Genomic DNA, 13766 nt, shown 5'->3' with positions numbered 1-13766 from the left:
GCTTTCTTATTTTGCTTTAACGCTTCGCTCTTCCTTAGGTCTTGAATCTGCCTGCCTGCCGGTCTCAAAAATTCGATTTCACGAAAGCAAAAACTTATAATGCACTTTTAAATTGCTCCAAGAAACGAATATCATTTTCACTGAGCATGCGAATATCAGAAATTTGATGGAGTAATAGTGCGATACGGTCTATTCCCATACCAAATGCAAAACCACTATATTCTTTACTATCAATACCACAATTTTCAAGTACGTTAGGATCTACCATTCCGCAACCCATAATTTCTAACCAACCTGTTCCTTTGGTCATCTTATAATCGGTTTCTGTTTCTAGGCCCCAATACACATCAACCTCAGCACTAGGCTCTGTAAATGGAAAATAAGAAGGGCGTAATCTAATTTTACTCTTTCCAAACATTTCTGTTGTAAAGTATTGAAGTGTTTGTTTTAAATCAGCAAAAGAAACATCCTTGTCTATATAAAGTCCTTCTACTTGGTGGAAGAAACAATGAGAGCGACCACTTATAGCTTCATTACGATATACACGTCCTGGAGATATCGTACGTATAGGAGGCTTATTATTTTCCATATAACGTACCTGTACAGATGAGGTATGCGTACGTAATAACACATCTGGATCTGTCTGAATAAAGAATGTATCTTGCATATCACGAGCTGGGTGATATTCAGGTAAATTTAATGCCGTAAAGTTATGCCAGTCGTCTTCAATTTCTGGACCTTCAGATACATTAAATCCAATACGAGAAAATATATCGATGATTTGATTTTTTACAATAGATATAGGATGACGCGCTCCTATCTCTATCGCCTCACCTGGTCTAGAAGTATCATTAATACTACTTGAAGTAGCATCATTTGTATCTTCTAAAGCTTCTTTAAGAGTGTTTACTTTTTCTAAAGCTACAGTTTTGAGCTTATTAACAACCTGACCGTAGTCTTTTTTAAGTTCATTAGGAACATTACGAAACTCAGCCATAAAATCATTTACAAGCCCGTTTCTTCCGGAATATTTAATTCTGAAAGCTTCTACCTCTTCTATTGTAGATGCTTTAAATGCTTCTACTTTTTCTATATGTTCTTTGATCTTGTCTAGCATAGCTATTGTTTTGCTCCTTTAAAAAAAGGGAAGTGCAAATTTAGTAAAAAACGTGTATTTGTGACTGATATCTAAAGAATAATACTTTTTAGTACTTGATTAAAAATAAAAGGGTTGATTCTTCTATAGCAGATCAATGTTTTTATTGTAAATAAGTCTCCGTGTAGAAGTAGTTAGAGTGTTGTTTTTATCTGAAAAACAAATAGTTAAAAAAATAAATTAACAGTATTGAGCCCCATTTTTAATTATCTTTATAAGGAATCAAAAATTTATATTATGTTAAAAAAAATGTTAGAATTTAAGGGAGCTAAGGAGATTAGTTCAAATGATCAAAAAGCGGTAAGTGGAGGTTATGTACCTTATCCATGTAGTGGGCCAAATGGTTCAAATTGTTACAGAGGAGGTAAGCATTGTCCAGGTTCATGCTTAAATGGAGAGTGTATTCCTTGGTAGATAAGGATTAAAACAGATTATATACTAAAATACACCTTTATTTCTAAGAACTTGTTTATTCTGATCTCTCTATAGAATAAAGTCCCTCAAGTAGAAATAAATTCCCATAAAATAATAGTGTGTTTTAGTGTATTAAAAATTAACCACCTTTAAGGATATTCTCCTTAACTTTTATCAGGTCAACTCTATTGAAGTAATCGTCTATATCCTTCATCCCTTCTATAGACACTGAGATAAGACTTTCGTTTACTTCTCCATCACTTAATAAATATTCTTCTATAATTATTTTTTTATCGATTCCTAAAATGAGCAATATTGCTGCTATGACAATACCTGTTCTATCTTTTCCTGAAAGACAGTGCACTAATACAGGATACTTTAAATTTGGATTTTCAAAAGCACCTATAATTTTATTTAACCAAACGCGAACTTCTTTTTGTGAGGTATCATACTTTTCAACTTTATTTGACATAGGGAAGTGTAGATAATCTATATCAAAATCATGAGGGTCTGAGCCATTTCTAAGATTAATAACTGACTTTACATGATCAATTTCTTCATGCGCAGTTACATAATCAACACTACCTCCTCTATAGATGCGATTTTCAGGGAGTGTTTGTTTTCCAGAAATTAGATGTACAAAAACGCCAACATCTCTAAAATTTACACAGCCATCTGTATAATCTAAGCCCATATTATTTTAAGAAATTAACTCCTTTTCCATAAAATATTGGACAATAGCTTCTTTCATTAAAATTTGTTGCTCTCCAGCTTTTAATGGAGGTAGGGGTTCTATAATTTTATAATGAGGCCACCCGTCAGGATCTTCAAAATCAAACTGATAATACCCAAAAGGTTCCAGTAGTCTACATATTGCAATATGCATTAGATTGACTTTGTCATCTTTTTTAAAGGTAGTTCCTAGTTGTCCTAATTCTTGAATGCCTATTAAGTATATAATACTATCAAGATCTAGTGTGTCTCCTTCAGCAAAACGTTCTGAAAGTAGATTTACAACAGTTTCCCATCGTTCTTTTAATTGTGTGTCTCTTGCCATAGATAGTCGCAAAGATAACTTTACAAAGGTTAAATTACTATATTTATGCTATGAATACGATCGATATTGTTTTTGGGATTATTCTCATTTTGGGAGCTATACAAGGTTATAAAAAAGGCTTATTTGTAGAGTTAGCATCACTTATTGGACTTATAGCAGGTATTTTTGGAGCTATTTATTTCTCGCATTTTGTGGGAGATTGGCTTGCGGAAAAAACATCTTGGAGTGAGCAAGTGATTAACCTCACAGCCTTTGCTATTACATTTATTATTATTGTTATTGCCATTTCTATGGCTGGAAAACTCCTCACTAAAATAGCAGACTTTGCTATGCTTGGGATTGTTAACAAACTTGCAGGAGCTGCTTTTTCAATACTTAAATATGCTTTTTTATTAAGCGTAGTGATTATGTTTTTAAATGCGGCAAATGATCGGATAGGATTTGTAAGTGAAGAGGCAATGGAAGAATCTGTTCTTTTTAACCCTGTAAAGTCAGTGGCACCGCTTATCCTTCCTTCTATTTTAGCCAAAGCCAAAGAAGAAAACATCTATAATCCTGATAAAGAAGAAGAGGAACCCGAATAGATTCCCCTTTTAATTTTTTCTGGGTACGCTTTCGCGAAAGCGAATTTTTGAGACCTGCCTGCCGGTTCACGACCTAAAGCGTATAAAGATTAATTTTTATCTTTTACAAAAGTCTGTAAGTGATCCATACATTCATCAAATGTTTTAAAAATATATTCCTTTGGAATTAAATCAGGAATAATATCAATACGTTCCATCATGTATAGCGGTTGTTTTTGAACACCTACGATGTATACACTTATTCCTTTTAACTGTAATGCCAATACAGTATCTTCTACAGCATATACCCCTGATTGGTCCATATATGGTACTTTATCCATACGTAAAATCACGTGAGAGGCAGTGTCAGAAATTTGTTGTGATAGCTCTTGAAACTCATTGGTATATCCAAAAAATAACGGCCCACTTAGGTGTTTTATAAAAATCTCTTCTTTTAATGTTTCTGGGAAAGAGGTTTCATCACTCCATAGAATTTCATTTTCCCGAGTATCTATATAATTTAAGACCTTAGATTGTCTAGCAGTAAAGTCTCCCATCTTTTTCATAAACATTAATGAAGAAAGAACAAGTCCAATACCTACTGCATTAATTAAATTCCAAAAAACAGAAAGAATTAAAACAATAAACATAATAAGTACTTCAGAGCTTAATTTTAATCCAAATAGATTAATGTCTCTAGGAAGGTTAGGTATAGCTTTTAATCCTTTGTAATCCATCACACCAATGCCTACGGTTAATAAAATTCCTGCAAGAACTGCTGCTGGAATTTTTGATGCTACAGGGCCTAATGCTAATAGAACAACTAATAGAAGCACTGCAGCAATCATCCCAGAAAGTTTTGTTTTACCACCTGCATTAATATTTACTACGGTACGTATGGTAGCACCAGCACCTGGAATTCCTCCAAATATAGAAGCTATAGCGTTTCCAATTCCTTGACCGACTAATTCTCTATTAGGTTTATGTTTGGTTTTGGTCATATTGTCTGCAATCACAGAGGTAAGCAATGAATCTATAGTTCCTAAAAAAGCTAGCGAAACAGAAGCTAGTATATAAGGTGTAATAGCACTCAGGCTAAAACTAGTAAAGATATCTGTATTAGGTAACGGAAAACCAAAAGGGATTTCTTGAATAGAACGATACTCTAGTTTTGCAAAATAAGCAATACCAGAAACAACAATTAATGCAACCAACGTACTAGGAACTGCTTTAGTAATCCTTTTAAAACCATAAATGATTAGAATAGTTGCTAATGCTAGAATGAGTTCTAGGAAGTCAATATTTTTTAAAGCTTTAGGCATTAATTTTACAGCACCAACCACTCCAGAAGCATTAGAAGCAGCAAGTGATTGAGCTTCTGTATTAACTTGGTCTGGAGTTATATTTTTAGCTGTTTTAATAGCGTCTTCAAAATCGGCAATTGCTAGAATATCTTCTCCTTTTTCTTCTTTAAGAATATTGTCCAGTATGACTTCTTTAGCTTGTGGCTTAAAAGTATCTACATAAGTTGTATCTTCTTTAGGGTAGTATCCTATAGCTGGTAAAATTTGTGTAATGATGATCATAACTCCAATAGCAGTCATAAATCCTGATACGACTGGATAGGGGATATATTTAATATATTTTCCAATGCCCAAAAGACCAAGCCCTATTTGTATAAGTCCCGCTAAAAGGAAAACAGTTAGTATAATAGGCAATGCTTTAGATACGTCTCCATCATTAGTAGAGACAATACTTCCTATTACAACCATACTTACAGCTGTCATAGGAGCTGTAGGTCCTGATATTTGTGTTGAAGTACCTCCAAAAAGCGCAGCAAAAAAAGCAATAAATATAGCACCATAAAGTCCGGCACTGGGTCCTAAACCAGAAGATACTCCAAAAGCTAATGCCAAAGGCAATGCAACAATACCTGCTGTGATACCCCCAAAGGCATCTCCTTTTAAATGTTTAAAAAAATCTTTCACTGAATTACTGATTATGGTTAGTTAATTAGATAAAGAGATAAAAAATAAAAGGCTGATTATTTTAATTTTAAAAAATCAGCCTTTTAAAAATACTACATTTTATGAAATTAATCCATAAAAGTTACCTTTCCATCGCTTACACTATACACAGCGCCTACGATTTTTATCTCTTTATTGTCTTCCATTTCTTTTAATACTGGAGAATCATTTCTGAGATTATCTATAGTAAGAGCAACATTTTTATAGACAACTGCGTCAAAAAAATCCTTATTCTCGTACGTGCGTTCACTAATTTTATCTGGAGTTTGCACTGCATGTACAGAAGGTTTGATACCATCTAATAAAGACCTAATGCTTCCTAATTGTAATGGACTTGCTGAATTAGCATCTTGAATAGCAGTTTTTACAGCGCCACAACCTGTATGACCAAGTACAACAACTGTTCTTGATCCAGCAACTTTACATCCATATTCGATACTTGCTGTAATATCAGGACTGACTACATTACCGGCAACTCGTGCACTAAAAACATCTCCAATACCTTGATCAAAAATAGTTTCTACAGGGACACGAGAATCTATACAGCTTAAAACAACTGCATGAGGCCACTGACCTCCAGAAGTATCACTTACTTGTTGTAGAAGATCGCGTTGCGCTGGAGACGTTGATGTAAATCTTGTATTACCATCCTTTAGTCTTTGTAATGAATCTAAAGGTGTAATGGCTGCTTGTGTATCTTTGTTTAATGCTTTCATAATTATATGTTTATGATGTTTTTGGTCTAAGTTTAAAAAATTCAATATAACTAGGTGGATTCTCTACAACGCCACGTTCTGAAACGAGTTTAATATCTATATTACGTTGTTTTGCCTTATCTGCAAAGTCTTCTAGAATTTCAATAATATCATTGTCAAGATATCTGGTTTTACGCACGTCTAGTTCAAGATGTGAGTTCTCAGGAAGAGCGTCTAGTTCTTTAAGGATAGCTCCCTTATTAAAAAACGTTACTTCCTCAGCTAAGGTCATTTTAATTTTTCCATCTGTAGGATCATTGTTCTCTTTGTGTAAAAAATGAGAATTTTGGAAACTCTTGAAAAGCACAATAATGATACCTACTACAAGACCAATACCAATACCCCAAAGTAAATCTTTAAATACAATAATGAGTACTGTCACAATAAAAGGTATAAATTGCATCCAACCTGCATTCCACATAGCTTTAAATGTTGAAGGTTTAGCTAGTTTATATCCTACTATAAATAAGATTGCTGCAAGTACGGAAAGTGGGATGTAATTAAGTATCTGAGGAATTGTATATACGGATATCAGGAGTAAGAAACCATGGATAATAGCCGATGCTTTTGTTTTTCCTCCCGATTGAATGTTTGCAGAACTACGAACAATCACTTGCGTGATTGGCAGACCACCTATAAGACCTGATATCATGTTTCCAATACCTTGAGCAAAGAGTTCACGATTCGTTGGTGTGACACGTTTTTCTGGATCTAATTTGTCTGTGGCTTCTACACAAAGTAATGTTTCTAATGATGCTACTAGTGCAATAGTGAATGCGGTAATCCAAATTTCAGATTTATTTATTGCAGAAAAATTCGGAGTACTAAACTGCCCAATAAAACTTTGGAAATCATCAGGTACTGGTACCGAAACAAGATGCTTTTGAGCAAGTTCAAAAGAAGAACCTTGAGTTACAAAGTAAAACAGAATTCCTATAGCAACTACAACTAATGGTCCTTGGATAAGTTGGAATATTCTACCTTTTTTGCTCAAAACACTGCTCCAAAATATTAAAAGAGCAATGGCAATGAGGGCAATTAGTGTTGCTCCAGAATCAAAATTTCCACTTATCAGAGCATTGATTGCTTTTAACAATTCAGAAAAAGTATTTTCTCCATCTATTTGAAGAAAAGCAAAGTCACCTTCAGGATTCTTGTCCAATCCAAAGAAATACGGTATTTGCTTGAGAATAATGATTATTCCTATACCTGTAAGCATTCCCTTGATAACAGAAGAGGGGAAGAAATATCCTATGATTCCAAGTCGTAATAAACCAAAGATAATTTGAATAGCACCGGCAAGAACTACAGCAACTAAAAAATCTTGAAAACCTAATGAAGCAACAGCTGCCGCAACAATGGCTGCAAGCCCTGCTGCTGGGCCACTCACACCTATGTGAGAACCACTAATTAGCCCGACTATTATTCCTCCAATAATTCCGGCAATAAGACCTGCAAACAAATTGGCAGCGCCTACACCACTGGCAAGAGCAATTCCTAAACATAGCGGAAGTGCTACAAAAAATACAACGACACTAGCGGGTAGATCGTTCTTTAAATATTTGAACATGGTAATAAATATAATGCTATGCTAAAAGACACATAGCTTGTTTAGTTTAAAATAATAATGGGTATTTCACTCGAAAAGGAACTTATGAATGGTACTTCTTTTCCTTAATGAAGTGTATACAGATTTAAATATAAATAGTATATTTTGGAGGAGGGGATTGTACATCAATAACATGATTTCTATATTGATGTAATATGTGTTTATTTTGAGATATTTGATGACATTTTTTAGCTATAACTGGTGTTATATATATTTGAAAAAAACTGTCTTTTTCTGTAAGTTCTTTTTTAGAGTCCTTATTTTCTTCTTCTCCTATGTCTAAGGTAACTTCAATATCGCAGTGATTATCAATTAGCATCAAAAAAGAAGGTCCCAATATAGAAAGGGATAACATGCAGGATAGTGATATGATGGCGATACTTTTCAAAGAAACTAAGTTAAAGAAATTTATGGTAAATCTGGTTACGGAGTTTTAAAAATTGTTTAATAGTTTGATGTCTCCTTTTGGAATCCAACCCGTTTTCCCATCTATAAGTTTGATTTTATTCCAGTCGTTAACTTCTTCTAATACAAATACTTTAGTGCCTTCGTGTAAGGTGAAAGCTAAAGTACTTGATAAGTTGGGTTCACTCTTTACTTCTACTTTTGGTGTAAAAACAATAGCTGGATTGTCTTGTTGCGCTTTCGCGAAAGCGGTATACGCAAAACTCACACTCATAATAGCAATAATTAATACAATTAAAGATGTTATAAAAAAAGCACGTTTTTTGATACTTGTATATGTAAAATAATACCCCAGAAAAAAGAGTACAAAAAGAATAACACAAATGATGGCTATTTTTGCCCATCCATCTATTGTAAAGAGACTAATGATACTATTTGTCCATTCCTGAAGTGTATTTACTGGTAGAGGCTCTATAGCATCTATTTTCATGTTTTCTGCAAAAGCGGCATTATTACGTATATCTGGATCTGCAGGAGCAAGTTGTAACGCCTTTTCATAATAATATACAGTAGGCGCTACATTATTTAATTTATAGTGTGCATTTGCAAGGTTATAATAGACCTCTGCAGATGCTACTTTTTGATCTAATATTCTTTTATATGCATCTATAGCTTCTTGGTACCTTCCTTGCGCATAATGATCATTACCTGCTTTAAAAAGAAGTTCTGTTTGTTGTGCATGAGTTATGCAACTTAAAAGAAAAGCTACGATAACAAGAAGAAATTTTGAAATTTTTGCCATCTTATAACTGTTTGTCTATAGTTGATATTACACGTGCCGCCTTATCATAATCTTGTTGCATTGCTACATTACTAGAAGGTGTATATCTTGCAAATTCACAACTTTCTAAAAGTCCAATAAATTCAATTGTTGTTGATGCATCTACTTCACGTTCTTTTAGGAGTCTTGTAATGCGATCTTTACTCATCTCACTTGTTTGGATATTGAGTTTTGCTTTTAAGTAATTATGAAGCGCTCGCTCCATAGCGATATAAAATTCTTTCTGGCTTCCTAAATTCTTTTTTGCTTCGCTTAAAAATTTACGCGCCAACTTATCTGCTTTTCTAATACGATTTCCTTGTACATCACTTGTATATGCTTGTCGTTTTTTACGCACAAACATTGCGATAGGAATCAATAAAAACGGTGTGCCCAATAGTGTCCAGAATAGTCCAGATTTGAAAAACTGTTTTTTGATGATAGGTTGAAGGCTTGTTGTAGATCTTATATAGGCAAACTGTTTATCGGCTGCAATTACTTGTTGTTTGTTATTCCCATTAGTCGTAACAGTGGTATTATCTGGAGTTGAATCTACAGGGCCATTCATTACTTCTATTACAATTTCATCAGAAGTTTTGCGCTCATAACGTTCTGTTTTTGGGTTGAAGTACGTAAATGATATAGGAGGAATAGGATATTTCCCTTTGTATGCAGGAACTACCGTATAGGTGCTTCTTTTAAGGCCACTCATACCACTTAAATTTGTACGTACCTTATCTGCGTTTTCTGGTTCATATACTTCTAATTTACTTGGTAAATTAGGCTTAGGGAGATCAAATAATTTTAAGTTTCCATTTCCTTTTGCTTCTACACTTAATTGAAAAGCTTCAGACGCATCAAGTGAGTTTTTATCTGTTTTTACCGTAAAATCAAACTCACCAACAGCTCCTGTAAAATCATCTGGCCTTCCATCTAATGGAAGTGGTTTTACATTAACAGTTCTGTTTTTTGCAGCGACTGTAATACTTGCGTTTTGGGTTAAAAAACGACCAAAAATATCTCGTTTATTGGTAGGTACTGCAACAGAAACATTAAGACTTAAGGGTTCAATATTAAGTTTTCCAGTTTTTTGAGGATACAATACAGTACGTCTTAAAATAACATATCTATAGGGTTCACCTTGATATTCCCCTTCATATATCTTAAACTGTTTTTCATCTATATTTTGACTCCAAAAATCGGCAAATTTAGGAGAGTCAATTTCTCTCCAATTGCTTACACTTGTTTCTGGAGACACATATAGCTTGTAAACAACAGTGAATGCTTGATTTAAATAAGGGCTGTTTTTTGAAACCTCTGCTACAAGATGAATTTTTTCTGAAGCTATATATGCAGCGTCATTCCCATCTTTTGGTCTATCTACGGCTGCAGTAACAGTTACCTCTATAGGAGGTGATTTATATACTTCACCTTTAATTGTAATTTCAGCTTGTTTTATGGTAAATTTTCCTCTTTTAGTAGGAACCAGGGTATAACTAAATGTTTTAGAATAGGTTCCTTTTCCGTTTACCCAGCTTCTACTTACTGCCTGATTAGGTCCTGAATATATAGTGAATCCTTTAAAATCAGGTCTTTTAAAATTATCTCCATCTTGATTTACTTCAAAATCAATACGCAATCGCTCATTAATACCTAGCTTTTTTTTATTGACCTTGGCATTAAAAGACACATCCTGTGCAGATACCGATACTATAGAAAGTAAGGTGATAGCGAATATGTACAGTTTTAATTTCATAGTAATATTACGAATTTATCAATCTTTAATGGTTTTTCTTTTTAGTACTTATTTTTCCTTGTGCTTTTTCTCCTTCACGGCTTATTACTTCTATGACAAACTCATCTGAAGTCTTACGCTCGTAACGTTCAGTTTTTGGATTAAAATAATTAAAAGATATAGGAGCAATAGTATATTTTTTATTGTAAGCAGGGACAGCAATGGAATATGCATTTCTTTTGAAAGCACTTATATCATTTATACTTACGGTATTTTCTGGTTCATACAATGTCTTTACGTTATTTGGTAAATTAAGATTTGGGAGGTCAAAAAGTGATACATTCCCAATTCCTTCTACTTCTATAATTACTTCAAATAGTTTAGGTAAATTTGGTGCTATACCTTTATTTGCTTTTACTGTAAAGTCAAAAATTCCTACTGCTCCAGTAAAATCATCTGGTTTTCCCTGTAATGGAAGAGGTTTGACATCTATAGTTGTACTTTTTGAAGTAATGATAACGTTTACGTCTTCTGGAATAAAACGACCGAAAATATCACGTCTTTTCGTAGGCACTGCAGAAGACACATTAAGACTTAAGGGTTCAATATTAAGCTTTCCAGTTTTTTGAGGATACAATACAGTACGTTTTAAAATTACATATCTGTAGGGCTCTCCTTGATACGTTCCTTCATGAACTTTAAATTCTTTTTCATCCATGTCCTCACTCCAAAAATTGATAAACTTTGGAGAGTCTAACATTTTCCAGTTTTTTACACTAATATCTTGCGATACATATAATTTATGAGTAACATTAAAACCTTCATTAAGATATAAACTGTTTTTAGAAACCTCAGTTATGAGATGGATTTTTTCTGAAGCAATCTCATTTATAGGTTTTGCTGTAGCTACAGAGTCAGTTACGGTAATTTTTAAAAGAGGTGATTTGTATACTTTTTCATTGAAGGTTGCTTCTGCCTCTCCTATCTTAATTTCTCCTTTTTTTATAGGAGTAAGAGCATATTTAAATGATTTAGAATATGTTTTTTTTCCATTTGCCAAGCTTGCACTTGTTGACTTATTAGGTCCCGAATGTATTACGAATCCTTCAAAATCTGGAGCTTTGAAATCATTATAGTCTTGATTGATTTTAAATTCAATATATAGCAACTCGTTAATACCTATTTTTTTATTTTCAACTATTGTATTAAAAGACACATCTTGTGCGGATGCTGTTGCTATAGATAGCAACATAATAGTGAATATGTACAGTTTTAGTTTCATAGAAATATTACGAATTTACCAATCTTTCTCGGTTTTTACTTTTGCTCCTTTTTGCTTTTTAGCATTTATTTTTTCTTGTGTTTTTTGTTCTTCATTACGCATTGCTTCTAATAGACTACGTACTTGTTGAGGAGATAATTGACCAGGTTGTGGAGCTTGTTGTTTAGGCTTTTCTTTCTTTTCTTCTCCTTTGTCGCTAGATTCTTCTTTTTCTTTATCCTCAGGCTTTCCATTTTCATCTTCTTTCTGTTCTCCTTTTTCTTCTTTTTCTTCTCCTTCATCATCAGTCTCTTTCTTTTCACCGTCGTCACTCTCTTTTTCGTCTCCTTCTCCGTCTTTATCCTTTTCGTTCTGATCTTTATCTTGATTTTGATCTTTATCTTGATTTTCATTTTCATCATCACCTCCTCCGCCGCCGCCGCCGTTTTTATCTTTTTCTTTTTTGGCTAACATGAGATTGTAACGTGTTTCTTCATCTGTAGGGTCATTACGCAATGCATTTTTATAAGCTTCTACCGCCCCTTCCCAATTTTCTTGTTGGTATAATGCATTTCCTAGGTTATGAAAAGCTTTATGTTTCTCTTTTTTAGTTTGAGCGACTTCTGTTGCTTTTACTAAAGAAGCGGTGCTTTCTTCATATTTTTCATTGCGATAATAGTTATTTCCTGCATTGTATTTTGCAGGTACACTGGAAGGGTCTAATGAGATAGCCTCTCTGTAGGCTACTTCCGCTTTCGCGAAAGCGTTATCAGAAAGGTGTTCATTACCGTCCAATACGAGTTCTCGCGCCGTATCTGCATACGGATTTATAGGCGCTTGTTTCTTGTTTTGAGCAATTATTGTCAAAGAGAAGCTTATCACGTATATGTAAAGAAGGTGTTTCATGACGCTCTTTTAATTTTCATTGAATAGATTTAATTTCTTTAGCCAGCTGGTTTTGCGATCTAATAAAAAGATATCTAAGAATAGAAGTAGTAATCCAGCCCCTAAAAACCATTGGAATTGGTCTTTAAAGTCTGCAAACTGTTTCGCTTCAAACTCTTTTTTATTCATCCCATTAAGGATTTCTTTTACTTTATCAGTGACATCTGCGGTATTTTTCCCAAAAATATATTCTCCATTGGCTTCTGAAGCAATATCTTGTAAAGTCTGTTCGTCTAGTTTTGTAATAACGGTTTCTCCGTTTTGATCTTTTTTATAAGATTGTACAATACCATTACGCTTTAAAGGAATAGGACCTCCTGTAGTCTCACCCACACCTATTGTGAAAATTCGAATTCCTTCCTGATTAGCTTGCTCTGCAATATTTGATGATTCTCCTACATGGTCTTCTCCGTCAGAAACGATAAAGAGAACTCTATTGGTTTGCTCTTCATCATTATAATAAGTTTTAGCAAGCTCTATAGCTTCACTAATAGCAGTTCCTTGACTAGAAAGCATATTGGTGTTCATCTGACTCAAAAACAATTTGGCACTACTATAATCTGTAGTAATAGGTAATTGAGGATACGCACTTCCAGCATAAGCAATAATCCCTATACGATCACTTCCTAGATTATTAATAATTTGAGTAACCAATTGTTTGGATTTCTCCATACGGTTAGGAGCAATGTCTTCTGCAAGCATACTTTTTGAAACATCTATAGCAAATACAACATCAACTCCTTCACGTTTTATTGTTTCCAGTTTTGTTCCCATTTTAGGATTTACCAAAGCAATTACTAAGAAAAGCATTGCAAGACTTATTACAAATATTTTAAGTACAGGTTTAAATAATGAACGTTCAGGACTTAGTTTTTTAAGTAAGGCACTATCTGCAAAGCGTTTTTGTGCAGTGCGTTGCCAGAAAAGAACACCCAAAAATAATACGATTATTACTGGGATTGCCAGTAATAACCAAAACCATATTTTTTCTTCTAGTAGATACATTTATTTATTGTTCC

14 protein-coding genes are annotated in these 13766 nt (G+C 33.8%); 2 read left to right on the top strand and 12 right to left on the bottom strand.

The window, feature by feature from the left end; translation table 11 throughout:
* Window positions 1-94: 94 nt before the first annotated feature.
* Window positions 95-1117: a phenylalanine--tRNA ligase subunit alpha gene (pheS, locus tag Q1A01_RS01720; RefSeq protein WP_299675015.1), complete on the bottom strand. Its 1023-nt coding sequence runs from the start codon at window positions 1115-1117 to the stop codon at window positions 95-97.
* A 288-nt stretch (window positions 1118-1405) separates the two neighbouring features.
* Here pheS and Q1A01_RS01715 point away from each other — a divergent pair, with 288 nt between their 5' ends.
* Window positions 1406-1570, top strand: a complete 165-nt coding sequence (locus Q1A01_RS01715; RefSeq protein WP_299675012.1) for a hypothetical protein — start codon at window positions 1406-1408, stop codon at window positions 1568-1570.
* A gap of 139 nt (window positions 1571-1709) precedes the next feature.
* On the opposite strand, the gene Q1A01_RS01710 is transcribed toward Q1A01_RS01715, so the two are convergent.
* Together Q1A01_RS01710 and Q1A01_RS01705 are read right to left on the bottom strand one after the other, a co-directional pair.
* Window positions 1710-2264 (bottom strand): tyrosine-protein phosphatase, encoded by a 555-nt coding sequence (locus Q1A01_RS01710; RefSeq protein ID WP_299675009.1) that lies wholly within the window; start codon window positions 2262-2264, stop codon window positions 1710-1712.
* Between the two features lie 6 nt (window positions 2265-2270).
* A complete protein-coding gene (locus Q1A01_RS01705; RefSeq protein ID WP_299675006.1) occupies window positions 2271-2627 on the bottom strand; it encodes a hypothetical protein in 357 nt (118 codons plus the stop codon).
* A gap of 50 nt (window positions 2628-2677) precedes the next feature.
* On the opposite strand from Q1A01_RS01705, the gene Q1A01_RS01700 reads away from it, so the two are divergent.
* Window positions 2678-3211 carry a CvpA family protein gene (locus Q1A01_RS01700; RefSeq protein ID WP_299675003.1) on the top strand — a complete coding sequence of 178 codons (534 nt, stop codon included), beginning with the start codon at window positions 2678-2680 and terminating at the stop codon, window positions 3209-3211.
* Window positions 3212-3300: 89 nt separating this feature from the next.
* On the opposite strand, the gene Q1A01_RS01695 is transcribed toward Q1A01_RS01700, so the two are convergent.
* From Q1A01_RS01695 to Q1A01_RS01655, 9 genes are all read right to left on the bottom strand, one after another.
* Window positions 3301-5178 carry a SulP family inorganic anion transporter gene (locus Q1A01_RS01695; RefSeq protein ID WP_299675000.1) on the bottom strand — a complete coding sequence of 626 codons (1878 nt, stop codon included), beginning with the start codon at window positions 5176-5178 and terminating at the stop codon, window positions 3301-3303.
* A gap of 107 nt (window positions 5179-5285) precedes the next feature.
* Window positions 5286-5933 carry a carbonic anhydrase family protein gene (locus Q1A01_RS01690; protein WP_299674997.1) on the bottom strand — a complete coding sequence of 216 codons (648 nt, stop codon included), beginning with the start codon at window positions 5931-5933 and terminating at the stop codon, window positions 5286-5288.
* Between the two features lie 10 nt (window positions 5934-5943).
* On the bottom strand, window positions 5944-7542 hold the full coding sequence (locus Q1A01_RS01685) for a SulP family inorganic anion transporter (RefSeq protein ID WP_299674994.1): 1599 nt from the start codon (window positions 7540-7542) through the stop codon (window positions 5944-5946).
* Between the two features lie 124 nt (window positions 7543-7666).
* Window positions 7667-7969, bottom strand: a complete 303-nt coding sequence (locus Q1A01_RS01680; protein ID WP_299674991.1) for a hypothetical protein — start codon at window positions 7967-7969, stop codon at window positions 7667-7669.
* 45 nt (window positions 7970-8014) lie between these two features.
* Complete coding sequence (locus Q1A01_RS01675) at window positions 8015-8788, bottom strand: tetratricopeptide repeat protein (RefSeq protein ID WP_299674988.1); 774 nt, start codon at window positions 8786-8788, stop codon at window positions 8015-8017.
* Window position 8789: 1 nt separating this feature from the next.
* Window positions 8790-10562, bottom strand: a complete 1773-nt coding sequence (locus Q1A01_RS01670) for a BatD family protein (protein ID WP_299674985.1) — start codon at window positions 10560-10562, stop codon at window positions 8790-8792.
* A 25-nt stretch (window positions 10563-10587) separates the two neighbouring features.
* The gene (locus Q1A01_RS01665; RefSeq protein ID WP_299674982.1) at window positions 10588-11823 is read right to left on the bottom strand and encodes a BatD family protein; all 1236 of its coding nucleotides are present in this window, start codon (window positions 11821-11823) and stop codon (window positions 10588-10590) included.
* Between the two features lie 15 nt (window positions 11824-11838).
* Window positions 11839-12708, bottom strand: coding sequence for a tetratricopeptide repeat protein (locus tag Q1A01_RS01660; RefSeq protein WP_299674979.1), 870 nt, complete (start codon window positions 12706-12708; stop codon window positions 11839-11841).
* Window positions 12709-12717: 9 nt separating this feature from the next.
* A complete protein-coding gene (locus Q1A01_RS01655) occupies window positions 12718-13752 on the bottom strand; it encodes a VWA domain-containing protein (RefSeq protein WP_299674976.1) in 1035 nt (344 codons plus the stop codon).
* Window positions 13753-13766: the final 14 nt, after the last annotated feature.

The sequence above is a fragment of the uncultured Dokdonia sp. genome, assembly GCF_947492815.1.
Taxonomy (GTDB): domain Bacteria; phylum Bacteroidota; class Bacteroidia; order Flavobacteriales; family Flavobacteriaceae; genus Dokdonia.
Note: the sequence above shows the minus strand (reverse complement) of the source record. Positions and strands in the feature narration are given on the sequence as shown.

Bases quoted from the DNA above. Each gene is read 5' to 3' on its own strand.
- pheS (WP_299675015.1), bottom strand. From the start codon at position 1,117: ATGCTAGACAAGATCAAAGAACATATAGAAAAAGTAGAAGCATTTAAA.
- Q1A01_RS01715 (WP_299675012.1), top strand. From the start codon at position 1,406: ATGTTAGAATTTAAGGGAGCTAAGGAGATTAGTTCAAATGATCAAAAA.
- Q1A01_RS01710 (WP_299675009.1), bottom strand. From the start codon at position 2,264: ATGGGCTTAGATTATACAGATGGCTGTGTAAATTTTAGAGATGTTGGC.
- Q1A01_RS01705 (WP_299675006.1), bottom strand. From the start codon at position 2,627: ATGGCAAGAGACACACAATTAAAAGAACGATGGGAAACTGTTGTAAAT.
- Q1A01_RS01700 (WP_299675003.1), top strand. From the start codon at position 2,678: ATGAATACGATCGATATTGTTTTTGGGATTATTCTCATTTTGGGAGCT.
- Q1A01_RS01690 (WP_299674997.1), bottom strand. From the start codon at position 5,933: ATGAAAGCATTAAACAAAGATACACAAGCAGCCATTACACCTTTAGAT.
- Q1A01_RS01685 (WP_299674994.1), bottom strand. From the start codon at position 7,542: ATGTTCAAATATTTAAAGAACGATCTACCCGCTAGTGTCGTTGTATTT.
- Q1A01_RS01675 (WP_299674988.1), bottom strand. From the start codon at position 8,788: ATGGCAAAAATTTCAAAATTTCTTCTTGTTATCGTAGCTTTTCTTTTA.
- Q1A01_RS01670 (WP_299674985.1), bottom strand. From the start codon at position 10,562: ATGAAATTAAAACTGTACATATTCGCTATCACCTTACTTTCTATAGTA.
- Q1A01_RS01665 (WP_299674982.1), bottom strand. From the start codon at position 11,823: ATGAAACTAAAACTGTACATATTCACTATTATGTTGCTATCTATAGCA.
- Q1A01_RS01660 (WP_299674979.1), bottom strand. From the start codon at position 12,708: ATGAAACACCTTCTTTACATATACGTGATAAGCTTCTCTTTGACAATA.
- Q1A01_RS01655 (WP_299674976.1), bottom strand. From the start codon at position 13,752: ATGTATCTACTAGAAGAAAAAATATGGTTTTGGTTATTACTGGCAATC.